The following is a 13,672-nucleotide window of genomic DNA, read 5'->3' on the forward strand; positions in this document are numbered from 1 at the left end:
TTGCCGGAACCCGAAGGCCCCATGATGGCGGTGAACTGCCCGCGGCGGATGCCCACGCTGACGTCGTCCAGTGCGTGGACGGTGCCCTCGCCGGAGCCGTAGGTCTTCTTCAGGTGCTGGACGCGGGCGGCGAGCCCCAGGTCGGTGGTCGTGATCTCCATGTCCCCGACGCTATTTCCGCCGCCCATGGCGGGTCATCGCCCGCGGGGCGCATCGGCATACATCGCAAGGATGACATGTAACATTCTGGATAACACACCGACATGGACCGTGCGATCAGCGCATGCAGTACGTGGTTCCTGGGACGTTGGCTGCCGAGAATCCTTCTTGGTTGGTGGATTTGCCTGGATTGGTGTCAGCTGCATGCATGAGGTGGGGGCTTTACAGTTTGCACCCGCCGGGGAGCGACAGATCGTGCGTGCTCCCTCGTCCCCACTATGGAGAGCAGTGCCAGAATCACCCGCATCTGCGCATATCACGATCACTGTGAAGGAGGACGATCGATGGACCGAGATCTCGTCGCTGAGAGGATCAACCGCTGTCGGCAAGCGATTCGAGATGTCTACGGGAGACCTGAGGACGAGGTCGGGGCCACGCTGTTTGTGGAGCACCACCTCGAGGAACTCAGCGAGACCTACTGGATTGCTGAGTTCGGATCCGCCGCCCCGTCACCGGAGTCGATCATCAACGGGCTGGATGCGACTCACCGATCCGACGAATCGGGCTACTCGGTGGATTTCAGGCTCCCCGGGAGCGTCACACAGTACATGATCTGCGTGGAAGCAAGCGACGGAGGCGCCCTCTCTGTATCTATGGAGAGCTGAAGGCGCCTTGCTGCTACACCGGCCGGACGGTCGTGAACACGTGAGGGTGCCCGACGGGCGTCGTCGGGCACCCTCGGGAGTGCGTCAGCGGACCTGGTCGACGTCGGGCGTGGCGAAGGCGAGGTCGGCGTAGGACGTGGTCATCGACTTCGAGAGAGCCTCGAACGACGCGGTTCCCTCTGGCGCGTCAGCAGTTGCTTTCGCGTCGAAGGCGACCGTCCTGGTCTGTCCCGGCGCCACCTTGACGAAGGCATGCGCGTACGACGGAGCGATGTAGTAGGGCGAGGAGACCCCGGCGGGGAGGTCGGTCGCCTTGACTGCGGTGAAGCCGTCGGGAAGCATCCCGGTCACGTCGTACACCTGGCTGATGTCGGTGGTGTTCTTCACCGTCATCGTGAGGCGGACGGTCTCGCCGCGCTGGACGGAGTCGACCCCGTCGCTGATGGTGACGATGGGCGCCGCCGTGTCGGGAATGGTGTCGGCGCTGGCAGACGGGGCGAGCGCGACGCCCGCGGCCAGGATCGAGGCGGAGGCCAGTAGTGTGGCCGTGATCTTGCGAGACATCTGAGTTCTCTCTTTCTCCCGGCGCGTGCCGGGCTTCCAGCATTCAGCGGGGAGGCGGACCCTTCCGTGATCCGCCGCACACAACAGCACTCTTCTTCGCCGGGCGGGATTGTTCACTCCTCACGGCACACTCCTGCCTCAGAGCGGTGACGTGATACCTCTGACCATCGCCCAGGTCGGCAGGTTCGATGCCACCCTTACCGACCAATGGGTGCTTCCGCAGCGGAACAACTTGGCCTGCCCCCGACCTCCCCTACCGGACCCTTCATCGCTGTTCTCGCAGACAGCACCACGTGCACCTGCTTCGCGGAACCCCAACACCTGTCCGGCATTCCCGGGGCGCGTGGGTCGTCTCGTGTGAGAAACCGTCGTTGTTCGCGCATCCGCCCTCGGGTCCGGCCGAGGGCGGAGTGACGGCACTGTGTGTGGCTGGCGCCCACGTCGGTTAGGGGGAGGAGTGACGCAGGCGGCAGCCACACGCAGGCGACGCGGGATCCCCACAACCACGCGTCAGCACGGCCGCTCCTTCTTACCGTTCTGATGGTCCTCCTGGATCGCCCGTCTCACAAGAACCAAATTCTCGCGGGCGGAGAAAGTGTCCACCTGAGCTCCCGGCACATCGGAACGGGGCGCTCGCTACGAACCCGGTTCGAATCCGGTGGGTAATCCGTCGACGGGTTGGCATGTTCAGGTCGCGCAGCAGTCCGCGGAGTCGACGTCGTGGACGGTGGTGGCGTACGTGGTCTGGCCCGGGTGAGCATTGGTCGCGGTCGACGAGGTAGCTGAGAGTGGGCTGGGATCTTCGCCGGTGTGTGGGTTTCGGCGTCATGAAAGCGGGTGTCGTTCGTCTTCTCTTGTGCGGGTGTGTTCACACCTGCTACGCGAACTCACTCATTCACCTCTTCCTGCGGGGGCGTCCTTCTGGGATGCTTCTGTGCAGCAGCGGTATCAGGATGTCGGCGGCGGGCCCGATCCAGAAACTGGAGCGCGGGTGGCGTCGTCGAGAAAGGCATGACCCGATGAAGACGACGACACCCCTTCCGGGCAGGACCCGACGGCTATCGACGATAGCCGCCGTCGCTGCGGCGATCACGGTGTTCGGCGGTGCGCAGGCTGCGCTCGCTGACCCCTCACCCAACGCCGGCCCGACCGCCGGCGGCACGGTGGTCTCCGACGTCTACCCCGTAGGGGTGGACTTCACGATCGTCGACGGCGGCGGATCGACAACGACCGCCCTCGGCAACGATGGCCTCGTGTACTCCTGGGGGCAGAACAGCGAGGGGCAGATCGGTGACGGGACGACGACGGATCGCCCCTCTCCGACTCCCGTGCTGCTCCCTGCGGGCGTGACTTTCACGGACGTGTCTGTCGGTGACCAGCACGCGCTGGCCTTGGGTTCTGACGGTCTCGTGTATTCCTGGGGAGCGAACAACTACGGTCAGCTCGGCGACGGTACCACGGTCGCGCATTCGATCCCGACGGTCGTCTCGACGCCGCCCGGAGTGACGTTCACGCAGGTGATGGCGGGACGGTACCACTCGCTGGCGCTTGCATCTGACGGCAGCGCCTATGCGTGGGGTGGCGACAACAACGGGCGTCTGGGGACCGGCTCAACCACGCCGACGTCCACTCCGACGCCGGTGGTGATGCCGGCCGGTGTCACGTTCGCTAAGCTCGCCGCCGGTACTGAGGCGTCCGCCGCGATCGCCTCCAATGGGACGGTCTACGCCTGGGGCGGCAACTCTGTTGGCACCATCGGTGACGGTACCAACACGGATCGCCTCGTGCCGACTCTGGTTTCCATGCCGGCGGGTGTGACGGTGACATCGCTGTCGGTGGGTGACGCGCATATGGTTGCGGTCGGCAGCGACGGCAACACCTACGCCTGGGGATCGAACATCTTCGGGCAGCTGGGTGACGGCACGCTCGTCAGCCGTAACGAGCCGGCCGTCGTCACGGCACCTGCCGGTGTGACCTTCACGAGCATCGTTGCCGGCTCAGCGAGTACCTACGCGCTGACCGCCGCCGGCACAGCCTACGCGTGGGGCTACAACGCTTTCGGCCAATTGGGCAACGGATCAACGGCCGACAGTCCTGTACCCGCGGCTGTGCAGATGCCTTCGGGGGTGACCTTCACCACGATCGGTGGTGGCGTCGCGCATGCGGTTGCGCAGGGGTCGGACGGCAACACATATGCCTGGGGTCTGAACTTCGCCGGTCAGGTCGGCGACGGCACGACGACGACGCGGCTCACGCCCGTGCCGGTGAACCGTGACATCGTGATCACGGGTGTGACGTTCGGCGGTGTTCCGGGCACGAATCTGACGCAGGCCGATGGCACGTGGACCATCACCACTCCTCCGGGGTGCGGGACGGTCGATGTGGTCGTGAGCTGGACGCTGTTCGACACCACCGATTCGCAGACTTTCCCTGGTGGTTTCGTGTATGGCACGGCGCCTGTGGTGACGTCTCAGCCAGGGTCGGCGTCGATCGTGTCGGGAGCGTCGACGTCGCTCACGGCAGGGGCGAGCGGCGACAGTTCGCCGACGGTGCAGTGGCAGAGTGCGGCGGATCCGGCGGGGCCGTGGACGGATGTCGCGGGTGCGACATCGACGACTCTGGATGTCTCGCCGACGGCGACGACCAGTTACCGGGCCGTGTTCACCAACTGCAACGGCGAGGCGATCACCGAGGTCGGAACCGTCGAGGTGCGTGTGCCGGCTGTGGTGACTCCTCCTGTGACGACGTCGCCGGCGGGTGGTGCTGTCGGGCCGCGGGTGAACACGGGTGGTGACATCCAGGCGCCGGTGCCGGCACCTTTGGATGCGACCTGGCTGTTCGTGATCGCGGGTGGTCTGCTCGCTGTCGGCGCGCGTTGGGCCCTGAAGGGTGCTGCGTGACCGCTCTCACGAAGCGACGCACGCGGGTGATCGTCGTCGCGGCTGTGGCCGTGGCGGCGGTCGCCGTTGTCGCCGTCGGGTGGCTCGTGCTTTCCCCGCAGGCGGCTCCCGCGGCTGCGGCCGTGGACATGCGTGGGAACTCCGTGGTTCTCGACCCTGACGTGACTCCTGTTCCCGAGGCGGAAGCGGTGGCCGACATCGGCGCCCGCTTCGAAGCGCCGTCGGTGTCGCTCGATGTTCCCCTCGGTGAGCTGTCGGAGGTCGAGGGGCAGATCACCCCTCCCGGGTTCACTTCGGCGTATCTCGTGCGCAACCGCGGTGTCATGCCGGCCGAGGCGGCCGAGGGCACGGTGTACGTGGTGATGCACTCGCTGCGCAACGGGGGCGTCGGGCCGGGGAACGCGCTGTTCGACATCGCGGACGGTTCTTCTCGTGTCGCAGTCGGCGACACGATCAGCGTGTCCGGTGTGGACTACAGGGTCGAGAGCCAGGAAGTGATCGGGAAGAAGGAGCTGCCGACCCGGGAGGACGTGTGGTCGTCGACGCCCGACCGTCTCGTCGTCATCACCTGTCTGCAGTCCCCGGACGGCAAACCTTCCACATCCAACTTCGTCCTCATCGCCCAGCGCACGCAGCAATGAGCGTGACTCCACATCGGGTTCCCCAGGGAGCCGAGGTCGAGGTGCTCATGCGCCTCTACGGGTATCGATTCACCCGGACGGGCGGGGTCGCGGGCGCGGAGGCGAGTCGAGATGCCGCCGATGTCGCCGCTGCCGAGCGCCTCGGATGGCCGGTCCGCGCGGTCGAGCGGATCACACCGGCCGACGCGCTGAACCGGGCGATCGACGCCGCTTCCGTGCTCACCGAAGACGATGTCCTCGGTGCGTTCGTCGCCGGCCTCGGCAGTGCGCCGCGAGGGCGTCAGACGGTGATCTCCTTCGCCTGGGCACGACAGCTCGTCGCGGCGCCGACCACCGGGACGGGCCTGCCCGACTGCGGGCTCGATGCGACGCCGTCGGGGAACGATGTCACCGAGGCGCTTCTGCGCCTTGCACTCGGATGGGCGTGGAACGAGCGCCCCTACCTCTACGTCCCCGACCTCGAAGCGGCAGCAGAGGACGGACTGCCCACACCGACGGACGATGACCGGAAGCGTCTGCGTACGATGCTCGAGGTGATCGCCGAACAGCCGGAGGGCACGAGTGTCAGCATGCTCGAGAAGGAGATCGCCCGAGCAAAGATCGTTCCCGGCACGGACAAGTATCAGCGGTACGGGATCCTCATCGGGCTCGCCGAGTACGGCGCGCTACCGAGCTCGAGTGCGGCCAGCTGGGACCGCTTCGTCTCAGCGACCGAGAGGGCCGCTGCGTGGTAGGGCGGCCCGAGGTCGGACATCACGCCTCCGCTCTCGGGATGGCGCGGGGGAGTGCGTGCAGACAAGACATCGCGGTTGCTCGCGCTCTGAACGGAATCCAGGGAAAGCGTCACGCTGTGAATGATGAACTTTCGGGGACTCCGGTCGACCCGATGTCGTTCGGCGCGGCGCGTCACGTCGATGCTCCCGGCGTGAACGACTTCTTGAGCTCGACCCGATACGTCCGCCGTCGCGCAGAACTGAACGACGCCCTCGCTACGACGCTCATCGCACTCCGTGCCACCACGGTCGCCGAACGTCGTGGAGGCGCCCGCGCGCTCAGTCGTCTGTCGCGCGGTGAACTCGGCTGGGGCTCGCTGCCCCTGCGAGACTTCTTCACCGACGGTCGATCACGGGAAGACCTCGGGCAGCTCATCGTGAACGAACCGGATGCGTCGGTGGTGGAATCCTTGCTGTCCAGCGTGCAGTTCGGGTACTCGCGGTTCATCGTGCATCCGTTGTGGGATCCGCTGCATGAGGAGGGGGCCCCGGCGGGCTACCGTGGCTGGGCGGGTGACGTCGCGGGTTCCGTCCGGGATCACCCGAGCCGTGCGGTGAGAGGGTGGTCCGCCTATCTGTCCGTCCTCGCCGGCGACCCCCGTGGATGGGAGCAGTATCTACAGGTGCTCCCGCATGCCGCGACGACCGTGTGGCTCGCAGACGCCGTCGAGCGTTTCGGGGAGACGATGACGCCGGGGCAGCGCGCGGGGCTCAGAGACGTGCTTCGCACCCACCCTCCGCGAGGTGCCGGCCGGCTCTCGGCCCATGAGGCCGCCCTCGCCGCTCTGACGAACTGATACCTCGTCCGGCGCGCGGTTCGACGCCCCATCTATCGCCGCGATGAACTGTGCGCCGGGACGCTTCGGAGCGCATCCGCGTGGACGGAGTCAGGCCGCTCCTGTGACAGGGCCGGAGGCGCCTTCGGAGAGTCGACCGCCCACGCTCGGGGCGCGCCGCACCATGAGGTCGAACGCATCGCGCACCGCGGCAGGCGTCGTCACGACGTCTTCGTAATAGTGCGTGAAGCCCCGGCTGTCGTTCACGATGACCGAGACGCGCACCGTGTCGACGGCGCCATCCCTCGGCATCCCCTTCTTCCCACTCACCGAGCACCCTTCCTGGGGATCCCGCACGTCGCGCAACCCTCACAGAGAGACAGTCGCCCGTGGGGTTCATTACGCAGATCTCGAGAATGAGGGTCGGATTCATCGACGGGATCCGGAAGCTGCCGAGGGGGCATGCGGGCTTCGGCAGCCACGTTGCGTACGCCTTCGTGCCGTCGCGCCTCAGAGCGGTGAGAGTGACAGGGTCTCGAAGTCGAACTCGTCCGCCGTATCAGGCACGACGAGGTCCCGAAGCCACTCGATCGATTCGAACAGATCGGATCCGATCCTCGTGAGCGAGTTGAACCGGGTGGTGTGATAGATCGGCATCTCGAGTCTGCCATCCCTCGAACCCGTATCCCACGCGAGGTAGTCACCGTTCTCACTGGTCGCGAACACCGTCAGACGCTTCGTGACGTCCCAGGACTCGCGGGGCTCGACGATCCAGTCGTACCCCAGCGCCTGTGATTCGCGGAAGGCATCGCGAAGCTGCTCGGTGAGACGGCGGCCTCTGCCGAGAACGCCATCGCCGAACCCTGCGGGCACGGGAGTGTAGATCAGCCAGAGGCCGAACAACCGCCCCCATCCGAATTCTCGTACGAACGAGACGTAGGAAGGGGGAAACCCCAGACCGTCGTCCATCCGGTGGTCGTCGATCGCGTCGGCATCGAGAATCGGCGCGCGTGGGCGGTCGACAGTGAGTCCCCAAACCCGGTCTTCCATCGTCCTAACGTATCGGCGAGCGCAGCGGGACGTGTCTCGCGTGATGTATCCGTGTCATCGGCGTCTTCATCATTGGCCTCGGACTGTCGGTCCGAGGCGGCCCGCTCCCGCGTCGGACGGTGAGCGCTCGGGGGATACGCGAAGAAAGAGTGAAAGAGATGATGATGACGACGCAGAATGAGACCGTGTGCGGTGCAGTCCGGTGAGCGCATGCGAGTTCGACTGTCTGCGGGATGTCGACCTGTTCGCCGACCTCTCGGTTCAGGATCTGGAGGCGGTCGAGCGTCAGATTCGCACACGCACGTATGCGAGGGGCGAGAGTGTGGTCTGGCAGGGACAGAGCGTGCAGTCGCTGTTCGTGGTGCGGCGAGGGCGTGTGCGGGTGTTCCGCCGCACCGAGAGCGGGCGTGAACTCACGATCACCATCCTCGGGCAGGGGACGGTTTTCGGGGAGATGGCGCTTCTCGGGCAGCATTTCGGTGACAACGGTGCCGAGGTGATCGACGACGCGGAGATCTGCGTCATCGACACCGACTGTCTTCGACAGCTTCTCCTGGCCGACAGCCGGATCGCTCTCCGGATCGTGATGCTGCTCGGGGAGCGGGTCGCCCGGCTGGAGGACCGGCTCGCGGACGCGTCGTTCCGTCCCCTCGTCGCTCGCGTCTCCGCGGCTCTCGTCGCTGCGGGGGAACGGCGCCGCGACGGACGTGTTGTCGTCAGACTCACCCACCTGCAGCTCGCCGACCTGATGGGGGTCACGCGGGAGAGCGTGAGCCGCGTGCTGGGTGACCTCGCCGCTCGTGATCTGGTGTCGCTGGGGAGAGGACGTGTGGTTGTCCCGGACGACGGGCGGCTGATCGCCTACTCGCGCTCGATCGAGATGGAATGGTCCGAGTGAGCGAAGCCTCGCCCTTTCCCCCTCCTGTAGCTCGCGTCACTCCACGAGCTGCGCGACGAGCACGAGGTTGTCGACGGCAGGCGTGCCGTCGGGATTCTGCAGGCTCGTGATGATGACCAGCCTGCGCGGCACGGGTTCCCAGAGCGCGTCATCGGATGGAAGGTCAGTGGCGGGCAGGATCGAGCTGTCTGTGACTTCGTACCGACGATCGCCGATCTCGACGAGCGCGCCACGATCGACGGTGGACGCACCGCGATCCAGGTCGACCAGGGCATCCCCGGGCGCGGCCTCCGGACCCGGGCGCGAGTGGGTGACGATGTAGACGGTGCCGGTCTCCGCTTCGTTCAGGGCGACGCCGCGGTTGCGCACGAGGTAGACCGAGTCGAATCCCGGCGGGGTGATCTGACCGTCGACTTCGGACACCGCGCCCACCGGGACATCCAATCCGATGGACGGGATGCGGAATCTCTCTCCGATGTCGTCGATGGCGCCGGACGAGGGCGCCGTAGCGACGGAGGTCGGCGTGGAGGAGGGGGCGGGTGCTCCGTCCATCGTCGCTGGTCGGAGCGACAGCACGACGATCGCCACGATCACAGCCGCGACGACCACAGCGCCGATGGCGGCGATCAGCGCGGGGCGGATGCGGCCCTTCTTCACCATCCCCCTCACGCCGTGTGCGGCAGGTTGCTCGACGGCCTGAGCAGGTGCCGGGGCCACCACCGTGCTGCCCACCACCAGGAGGGTGAGCAGACCGAGAGTCGCCATGCCGCTGAACATCGACCATCTCTCCCGGCACCGAGGACAGGAACGCTGATGGTGCGTGCCGGGGACATCGCCGCCCTCGTCCGGATCCGCACCGACCGTCGCCGGCAGGTGCTCCGCTGCCCTTCTGCACTCCTCGGGTGCGCCTTCCAGGAGCACCGTCTGCAGAGTCGCCCGCCGCAGGTTGGCCTTGGCACGGTGCGACAACGAGTAGATCGCAGCGGCTGAACGGTTCAGTTCCCCGGTGAGGTCGGCAGGTTTGCGCCCATCGACGACGGTCGCGGTGAGCACCCGCTGCTGATCCTCCGGCAGCGACCTCAGCGCTGTCCGCACGAAGGCGATCTCCCGGTGGAGGTCGATCTCGCGGGACTCGAGGAACCCCGGAGGCAGCTCTTCCTCCTGTTCGCTCAGACCCACCACGCGCGAGCGGGGCGAGCGGCGTTCATCGATGAGTCGGTTGCGCATCGCGCGCACGAGGTAGGCATTCGGGTGCGTCGTGGGTCCTCGGCCCTCTGCCCAGAGGGTGAGGAGGTTGGTGATGCAGTCCGCGGCGAGATCGTCCGGATCCAGAGTCCCGCCGGCCAGCCACCGCGCCATGGAGGTGAGGTATGGCAGGTTCTCCTGCAGATACTTCCCGGCTGCCTCGCGGTCGCCCGTGTTCGCCGCGCTCGCGAAATCGTCGTTGCGGGCTCGACGAGTGTCGTCGTCATCCTTCATGACTTGCCCTTCCCCAGAAATCTCGCCGACGGCCGCACATCTTCAGACGGTCGACGAGATGGGCGGAAACCGCGGCATCTCCAACTCAGCATTCTACGGTGCGACCAGGGGAGACGTCGTGGGTTCTTGCCCCAGACGAACACGCAGCGAGCTCCGCCGGAAGATAACGAGACGAACCTCGTCTTCTTGTTTGTGCTTCTCCCCAGGGGCACACCCCGTGCTTCTCCCCAGGGGCACACCCCGTGCTTCTCCCCAGGAGCACACCCCGTGCTTCTCCCCAGGAGCACATCCCCGAGGGGCGGGCCCCACGCCCGCCCCTCCATCCTGAGCACGAGTCTGGAGTGCAGCATGTCCGTTCGCACCGAGTTCTGGCCACACGGCACACCCAACTGGGTCGACCTGAGCGTCGACGATGTGGAGCACGCGAAGACGTTCTACGCTGACCTTTTCGGGTGGGAGTACGTCGGCGGCGGTGAGCAGTCGGGCGGATACGAGCTGGCCCAGATCGGAGGACGCGCAGTCGCGGGCCTCGGGCCCCGACACGACACGGCGACCCCCGCCGTGTGGACGACGTACTTCGCTGCGGAAGACGCCGAAGAAACGGCCGCTGCGATCGTCCGTGCGGGAGGGCGGACGCTGTTCCCGGTGATGGACGTGATGACCTCGGGGCGCATGACCGTCGCCGTGGACAGCGTAGGTGCGGCCTTCGGGGTATGGCAGGCCGGCGACCACATCGGGGCTGAGCGGGTCAACGAACACGGCGCCCTGTGCTGGAGCGAGTTGCACACGCGAGAATACGACACGGCTCGCGCGTTCTATGCGGATGTCTTCGGCTTCGAGTACGCAGACGTCAGTGCTGAAGGCATGGTCTACTCCACCCTCCAACGGCCCTCGGACCGGAGGGACGTCGGAGGCGTGCATCGCGATCTCGACCTGCCTGCGGGTGTTCCCGATCATTGGTTGGCCTGGTTCGCGAGCGGCGACGTCGACGCCACCATCGCCACGGCGGAGTCCAGGGGAGCCGTGGCTGTCATGCCCGCGCTGGACACTCCGTTCGGTCGTATGGCGATTCTCCGGGGAGCCCAGGGCGAGGTCTTCGGGGTGATCGCGCTTCCGCCCGGTTCTGAGTGAGCCGTTCGCGTCGGTGCACCGTGAGCCGGGCGAGGCGAGGCGATCAATGAACACATGCGATGACCGCCCACGATCCCGATCGATGCGAAAGACTGGACGCATGACTTCGCCTGCGCTCGACATCCTCCTGGCCCGCATCGTCGACGGGGGCTCGCTCGAAGACCCCATCGCCGAGAACGGCCTCGTCTACGGGCGGGCGAGCATCGACGCAGCGGGGACCGTGGTCAACGTCAACGTCGACCCGGAGCTCGAGGAACACGGCGACGACGTCGATCACGATGCGCTGATCGCGGCGGTCTCGCGCATCCTCTCCGTGGGGGAGTCGCGCTGGCGTGCGATCATCGACGAGGTGGCCGCCGATATCGACGATGCCGTCGATGATGAGCCGGTGGTCGAGGCGATCGACCTGCGGGACGACCTGGAGGCCACGTCGGTGGTCGTGTTCGCCGACGCGGTCCTGCTCGCCTTCCTCGCACCCAAGCAGTTCCCCGAGTCGCGGATCCTCGTGCAGTTGAACGACGAGCTCGACGTCGAGGGTGTCGAGGTGCGAGAGCTCGACGGCACCGAGACGGTCGACTTCGGCACCCTCGATGAGCTGCTCGACCACATCAGTGGTGCAGACCAGAGCTGAGCGCGGCGGACATCCGCAGGCCCGATCGGTGACCATGGACAAGACCGGCAACGCGCCCCCTCGCGGCCGCACGCGAATCGAGGACTACGCCCTTCTGAGCAACTGCCGCACGGCAGCCCTCGTATCGTCGGAGGGGAGCATCGATTGGCTGTGTCTGCCGCGGCTCGATTCGGCTTCGACCTTCGCCGCAGTGCTCGGCGACGAGTCGCACGGCCGGTGGTCTCTGCGCCCGGTCGACCCGGACGCCAGGAGCACGCGACGTTACGACGGCGACACGTTCGTGCTCATCACCCGCTGGGAGACCGCCGATGCCGTCGCCGAAGTGCAGGACTTCATGCCGATCGGCCTCGACCCCGATGCGGCGATCCGGCGCACCGACCTGATCCGCCGGGTCGTCGGGGTGGAGGGCTCGATGACCTTCGAACAGCATCTGACCATCCGGTTCGATTACGCGCGGGTGATGCCGTGGGTTCGCCAGGTCGGATCCGCGGGAGATCGGTACCTCGTCGCGATGGGCGGCCCCGATGCCGTCGCCATACGCGGTGCGGCCCTCACCGCGATCGACCACCAACATCGGGGCGAGGTGCACGTCGAACCCGGCGAGGTGCGGGACCTGCATCTGACGTGGTTCCCCTCCCACTTCGATGTCCCCCCGGCGCTCGACGCGGCGTCGCATCTCGTGGACACGAAAGCTTGGTGGCAGGACTGGGCGGACCGGATCGCGCACGACGGGCCCCACCGTGACGAGGTGGTGCGGTCTCTGCTGATCCTGCGGGCACTGACCAACCACGAGACAGGGGGTATCGCCGCGGCAGTGACCATGGCGCTGCCCGAGGAGCTCGGCGGAGTGCGCAACTGGGACTACCGCTACGTGTGGCTGCGCGATGCCGCCCTCACGCTCGAAGCGCTGCTCGCCCATGGGTTCCTCGGCGTGGCGGGGCAATGGCGGGAGTGGCTGCTGCGCGCCGTGGCAGGGGACCCGGCCGACCTCCAGATCATGTACGGTCCCGCAGGCGAGCGGGATCTCCCCGAGCGGGTGCTGTCGGATCTCCCAGGGTACGAGGGATCGACGCCCGTGCGGATCGGCAACGGCGCCGCCGCGCAGTATCAGGCGGACGTCGTCGGCGAGGTGCTGGTCACGCTCTCGGCCGCACGGGATGCGGGGCTCGACGAGTCGGACTTCTCCTGGCCGCTCGAGCGAGAGCTGGTGCGGTTCGCCTCGGAACAGATCGAGCGCCCCGATCAGGGGCTGTGGGAGATCCGCGGGGAACCGCAGTTCTTCACACATTCCCGGGTGATGATGTGGGCGGCGTTCGATCGCGCGGTGCGTGCGGTGGAGAAGCACGGCCTGCAGGGCCCGGTGGCGCGCTGGCGCGGACTGCGTGACCGGATGCGTGCGGAGATCGATCGCGACGGCGTCGTCGACGGTCACTTCGTGCAGCACTACGGCACGACCGAGGTCGATGCGTCGCTGCTGTTGCTGGCGCAGGTGGGGTACTGTGCGGCGGACGATCCGCGGATGCTCGCAACCGTCGAGCGTATCGAGCAGACCCTCGTGGTGGAGGGGCTGGTGCGGCGGTACCGCACGGCGACCGGGGTGGACGGGCTCGCAGGATCGGAAGGAGCATTCCTCGCCTGTTCGTTCTGGCTGGTCGAGCAGTACGCGGCGACTGATCGCTTGGACGACGCGCATGCGTTCATGGACAGGTTGTGCGCCCTGGCGAACGACGTGGGGATGCTGTCAGAGGAGTACGATCCGATCTCGCGGCGGCAGTTGGGGAACACCCCGCAGGCGTTCTCGCATCTCGCGCTGGTGCGTGCGGCCGACGCCCTGTCGCGGACCGAGCATCGTTCGCGGTGAGGGCGCGGTGCCGACGAGCGCATCCCGGCATCTGGCTCGCCTTCCTCATCATCACCGAGGCGTTCCGTCGAACCCGCGCCGGTCACGGAAGTGCGGGTCTGTCGTGAAGCGCCCGCTGGCCACGATCCTCGGTGCGGTGCTGAT

At 67.0% G+C, this 13,672-nt stretch carries 13 protein-coding genes and 1 pseudogene; 9 read left to right on the forward strand and 5 right to left on the reverse strand.

The window, feature by feature from the left end; all coding sequences use genetic code 11:
• Positions 1-161: pseudogene (locus FFS56_RS20850) on the reverse strand (ABC transporter ATP-binding protein); the annotation flags it as partial.
• A 342-nt stretch (positions 162-503) separates the two neighbouring features.
• On the opposite strand from FFS56_RS20850, the gene FFS56_RS14315 reads away from it, so the two are divergent.
• Entirely contained in the window at positions 504-824 is a 321-nt protein-coding gene (locus FFS56_RS14315) for a DUF2004 domain-containing protein (RefSeq protein ID WP_127011518.1), read from the forward strand.
• A gap of 84 nt (positions 825-908) precedes the next feature.
• Here the strand turns inward: FFS56_RS14315 and FFS56_RS14320 are convergent, their stop codons facing one another.
• Complete coding sequence (locus tag FFS56_RS14320; RefSeq protein ID WP_127011519.1) at positions 909-1,388, reverse strand: hypothetical protein; 480 nt, start codon at positions 1,386-1,388, stop codon at positions 909-911.
• Positions 1,389-2,407: 1,019 nt separating this feature from the next.
• On the opposite strand from FFS56_RS14320, the gene FFS56_RS14325 reads away from it, so the two are divergent.
• From FFS56_RS14325 to FFS56_RS14340, 4 genes are all read left to right on the forward strand, one after another.
• A complete protein-coding gene (locus tag FFS56_RS14325) occupies positions 2,408-4,288 on the forward strand; it encodes an RCC1 domain-containing protein (RefSeq protein WP_164734064.1) in 1,881 nt (626 codons plus the stop codon).
• Positions 4,285-4,929: a class F sortase gene (locus FFS56_RS14330; protein WP_208644288.1), complete on the forward strand. Its 645-nt coding sequence runs from the start codon at positions 4,285-4,287 to the stop codon at positions 4,927-4,929. The genes FFS56_RS14325 and FFS56_RS14330 overlap by 4 nt, the downstream gene beginning before the upstream one ends.
• Positions 4,926-5,663 (forward strand): hypothetical protein, encoded by a 738-nt coding sequence (locus tag FFS56_RS14335; protein ID WP_212742672.1) that lies wholly within the window; start codon positions 4,926-4,928, stop codon positions 5,661-5,663. Before FFS56_RS14330 ends, FFS56_RS14335 begins: the two co-directional genes overlap by 4 nt.
• 116 nt (positions 5,664-5,779) lie before the next feature.
• Entirely contained in the window at positions 5,780-6,499 is a 720-nt protein-coding gene (locus FFS56_RS14340) for a hypothetical protein (RefSeq protein ID WP_127011522.1), read from the forward strand.
• A gap of 90 nt (positions 6,500-6,589) precedes the next feature.
• On the opposite strand, the gene FFS56_RS14345 is transcribed toward FFS56_RS14340, so the two are convergent.
• Both FFS56_RS14345 and FFS56_RS14350 read right to left on the reverse strand, forming a co-directional pair.
• Positions 6,590-6,808, reverse strand: a complete 219-nt coding sequence (locus tag FFS56_RS14345; protein WP_127011523.1) for a hypothetical protein — start codon at positions 6,806-6,808, stop codon at positions 6,590-6,592.
• A gap of 180 nt (positions 6,809-6,988) precedes the next feature.
• Positions 6,989-7,528 carry a hypothetical protein gene (locus FFS56_RS14350; RefSeq protein WP_127011524.1) on the reverse strand — a complete coding sequence of 180 codons (540 nt, stop codon included), beginning with the start codon at positions 7,526-7,528 and terminating at the stop codon, positions 6,989-6,991.
• A gap of 202 nt (positions 7,529-7,730) precedes the next feature.
• Here FFS56_RS14350 and FFS56_RS14355 point away from each other — a divergent pair, with 202 nt between their 5' ends.
• Entirely contained in the window at positions 7,731-8,426 is a 696-nt protein-coding gene (locus FFS56_RS14355; RefSeq protein WP_164734065.1) for a Crp/Fnr family transcriptional regulator, read from the forward strand.
• 36 nt (positions 8,427-8,462) lie between these two features.
• Here the strand turns inward: FFS56_RS14355 and FFS56_RS14360 are convergent, their stop codons facing one another.
• On the reverse strand, positions 8,463-9,905 hold the full coding sequence (locus FFS56_RS14360; protein WP_127011526.1) for a sigma-70 family RNA polymerase sigma factor: 1,443 nt from the start codon (positions 9,903-9,905) through the stop codon (positions 8,463-8,465).
• A 348-nt stretch (positions 9,906-10,253) separates the two neighbouring features.
• Between FFS56_RS14360 and FFS56_RS14365 the strand changes: the two genes are divergently transcribed.
• The 3 genes from FFS56_RS14365 to FFS56_RS14375 all read left to right on the forward strand — a co-directional run bounded on the left by FFS56_RS14365 (position 10,254) and on the right by FFS56_RS14375 (position 13,528).
• Positions 10,254-11,036 (forward strand): VOC family protein, encoded by a 783-nt coding sequence (locus tag FFS56_RS14365; protein ID WP_127011527.1) that lies wholly within the window; start codon positions 10,254-10,256, stop codon positions 11,034-11,036.
• A 100-nt stretch (positions 11,037-11,136) separates the two neighbouring features.
• Positions 11,137-11,667: a cytochrome C5 gene (locus tag FFS56_RS14370; RefSeq protein WP_127011528.1), complete on the forward strand. Its 531-nt coding sequence runs from the start codon at positions 11,137-11,139 to the stop codon at positions 11,665-11,667.
• A 34-nt stretch (positions 11,668-11,701) separates the two neighbouring features.
• Complete coding sequence (locus tag FFS56_RS14375) at positions 11,702-13,528, forward strand: glycoside hydrolase family 15 protein (protein ID WP_127012909.1); 1,827 nt, start codon at positions 11,702-11,704, stop codon at positions 13,526-13,528.
• Positions 13,529-13,672 lie beyond the last annotated feature (144 nt).

It is taken from the genome of Microbacterium sp. Beta, assembly GCF_005502545.1.
GTDB classification, from domain to species: Bacteria; Actinomycetota; Actinomycetes; order Actinomycetales; family Microbacteriaceae; genus Microbacterium; species Microbacterium oxydans.

Bases quoted from the DNA above. Each gene is read 5' to 3' on its own strand.
- FFS56_RS14315 (WP_127011518.1), top strand. From the start codon at position 504: ATGGACCGAGATCTCGTCGCTGAGAGGATCAACCGCTGTCGGCAAGCG.
- FFS56_RS14320 (WP_127011519.1), bottom strand. From the start codon at position 1,388: ATGTCTCGCAAGATCACGGCCACACTACTGGCCTCCGCCTCGATCCTG.
- FFS56_RS14325 (WP_164734064.1), top strand. From the start codon at position 2,408: ATGAAGACGACGACACCCCTTCCGGGCAGGACCCGACGGCTATCGACG.
- FFS56_RS14335 (WP_212742672.1), top strand. From the start codon at position 4,926: ATGAGCGTGACTCCACATCGGGTTCCCCAGGGAGCCGAGGTCGAGGTG.
- FFS56_RS14350 (WP_127011524.1), bottom strand. From the start codon at position 7,528: ATGGAAGACCGGGTTTGGGGACTCACTGTCGACCGCCCACGCGCGCCG.
- FFS56_RS14360 (WP_127011526.1), bottom strand. From the start codon at position 9,905: ATGAAGGATGACGACGACACTCGTCGAGCCCGCAACGACGATTTCGCG.
- FFS56_RS14365 (WP_127011527.1), top strand. From the start codon at position 10,254: ATGTCCGTTCGCACCGAGTTCTGGCCACACGGCACACCCAACTGGGTC.
- FFS56_RS14370 (WP_127011528.1), top strand. From the start codon at position 11,137: ATGACTTCGCCTGCGCTCGACATCCTCCTGGCCCGCATCGTCGACGGG.
- FFS56_RS14375 (WP_127012909.1), top strand. From the start codon at position 11,702: ATGGACAAGACCGGCAACGCGCCCCCTCGCGGCCGCACGCGAATCGAG.